Annotated in this window: 2 protein-coding genes; both read left to right on the top strand. The window is 68.3% G+C overall.

The genetic code is table 11. The annotated features are described in order from the left end of the window. Nucleotides 1-69 precede the first annotated feature (69 nt). Nucleotides 70-1,329 carry an IS21 family transposase gene (istA, locus tag ABZV93_RS28770; RefSeq protein WP_354942089.1) on the top strand — a complete coding sequence of 420 codons (1,260 nt, stop codon included), beginning with the start codon at nt 70-72 and terminating at the stop codon, nt 1,327-1,329. Then, entirely contained in the window at nt 1,326-2,138 is an 813-nt protein-coding gene (gene istB / locus ABZV93_RS28765) for an IS21-like element helper ATPase IstB (protein WP_354942087.1), read from the top strand. Before istA ends, istB begins: the two co-directional genes overlap by 4 nt. Nucleotides 2,139-2,202: the final 64 nt, after the last annotated feature.

Raw genomic sequence — 2,202 nt, 5'->3', positions numbered from 1 at the left:
TGTCGCCGCCTCCTGAAGACTGACCCCCTGGGGTTCTCCGAAAGTTGACCCCCTCCTGAGTCTTGGAGGGTGTTGAAAGTGGAGGACTGGGCGGAGATTCGCCGGTTGCATCGCGGCGAGGGTGTGCCGATCAAGGAGATCGCTCGGCGGTTGGGGGTGGCTCGGAACACGGTGCGGTCGGCGTTGGCTTCGGATCGGCCGCCGAAGTATGAGCGGGCCCCGCGGGGGTCGGTGGCTGATGCCTACGAGCCGCAGATCCGGGCTTTGTTGGCGGAGTGGCCGCGGATGCCGGCGCCGGTGGTCGCGTCCCGGATCGGGTGGCCGTACTCGTTGTCGCCGTTGAAGAAGCGGCTGGCGGCGATCCGGCCGGAGTATGTGGGGATCGATCCGGTGGACCGGGTCACCTATGAGCCGGGGCAGCTGACCCAGTGCGACCTGTGGTTTCCCGAGCCGAGGATCCCGGTCGCGGCCGGGCAGGAGCGGGTGTTGCCGGTGCTGGTGATGACGTTGGCGTTCTCCCGGTTCCTGACCGCGACGATGATCCCCTCGCGTCAGGCCGGGGACATCCTGGCGGGGATGTGGACGCTGATCGCCGGGCTCGGCAGGGTGACCCGGGCGTTGTTGTGGGATCGGGAGTCCGCGATCGGCGGAACCGGGCGGGTCACCGTGCCGGCGGCGGCGTTCGCGGGCACCTTGGCCACCCAGATCAGGCTGGCTCCGCCGCGGGACCCGGAGTTCAAGGGGATGGTCGAGCGGAACAACCAGTATCTGGAGACCTCGTTCCTGCCCGGGCGCAGGTTCACCTCACCGGCTGACTTCAACACCCAGCTGGGCGAGTGGCTGGTCCAGGCCAACGCCCGCACGGTCCGCTCGATCGCCGGCCGCCCGGTCGACCTGCTCGAAACCGACTACCGGTCGATGCTGGCGCTGCCGCCTCTCGACCCGCCGACCGGGCTGAACCTGCGGGTGCGGCTGGGCCGGGACTACTACGTGCGCGTGGATACCTGCGACTACTCCGTCGACCCCCGCGTGATCGGCAGGTTCGTCGACGTCACCGCGTCCCCGCAGCAGGTGACGGTGGCCTGTGAGGGGCAGGTGGTGGCCTGCCACGCCCGGTCATGGGCCAAGCAGGCAGTGGTCACCGATCCCGCTCACGCCGCGACCGCAGCGCAGATGCGCCAGGTCCTCGCCCAGGACCGGCAACAACGTGCGGCGGCGACCCGCCACCACACCGACGGTCACACCGTCATGCTGCGGGCGCTGCCGGACTACGACGCCCTGTTCGGCGTCGATTTCACCAACACAGCAACGAAAGTGAGCACCACGTGACCACCACCGCGACTCTGCGTCTGTCTGCCGCACCGGCGGACGGGTTGCCGTCGATGATCGCCTACCTGACCCGGGTGTTGAAGACCCCGACCATCGGCGCGTTCTGGGAAGAACTCGCCACCCAGGCCCGCGATGAGAACTGGTCGCACGAGGAGTACCTGGCCGCACTCCTGCAGCGTCAGGTCGCCGACCGGGAGTCCAAGGGCTCCATCATGCGGATCCGCACCGCCCACTTCCCGGCCGCGAAGACGCTGGAGGACTTCAACCTCGACCACCTGCCCTCGCTGCGCCGGGACCTGCTCGCCCACCTGGCCACCGGCACCTTCGTCGCCAAAGCCGAGAACGTGATCCTGCTCGGGCCGCCCGGCATCGGCAAGACCCACCTGGCGATCGGCCTCGGGGTCAAGGCCGCCCACGCCGGCTACTCCGTCCTGTTCGACACCGCCAGCAACTGGATCACCCGGCTCGCCGCCGCCCACCACGCCGGGCGGCTGGAGGCCGAGCTGAAGAAGATCCGCCGCTACAAGCTGATCATCATCGACGAAGTTGGCTACATCCCCTTCGACCAGGACGCGGCGAACCTGTTCTTCCAGCTCATCGCCTCACGCTACGAACAAGGCTCGGTCATGGTCACTTCGAACCTGCCGTTCGGACGCTGGGGTGAAACGTTCTCCGACGACGTAGTGGCCGCAGCCATGATCGACCGGCTCGTCCACCACGCCGAGGTCCTCACCCTCACCGGCGACTCCTACCGCACCCGCCAACGCCGCGAGCTCCTCGCCAAAGAGAACCGCACCAACCGCCGCTGAACCAACCGCCAGGGGGTCAACTTTCCCGAACCCGCGCGGGGTCAGTTTTCGCGAAGCGTTGACA

The organism is Actinopolymorpha sp. NPDC004070, from assembly GCF_040610475.1.
Taxonomy (GTDB): Bacteria; Actinomycetota; Actinomycetes; order Propionibacteriales; family Actinopolymorphaceae; genus Actinopolymorpha.
Note: the sequence above shows the minus strand (reverse complement) of the source record. Positions and strands in the feature narration are given on the sequence as shown.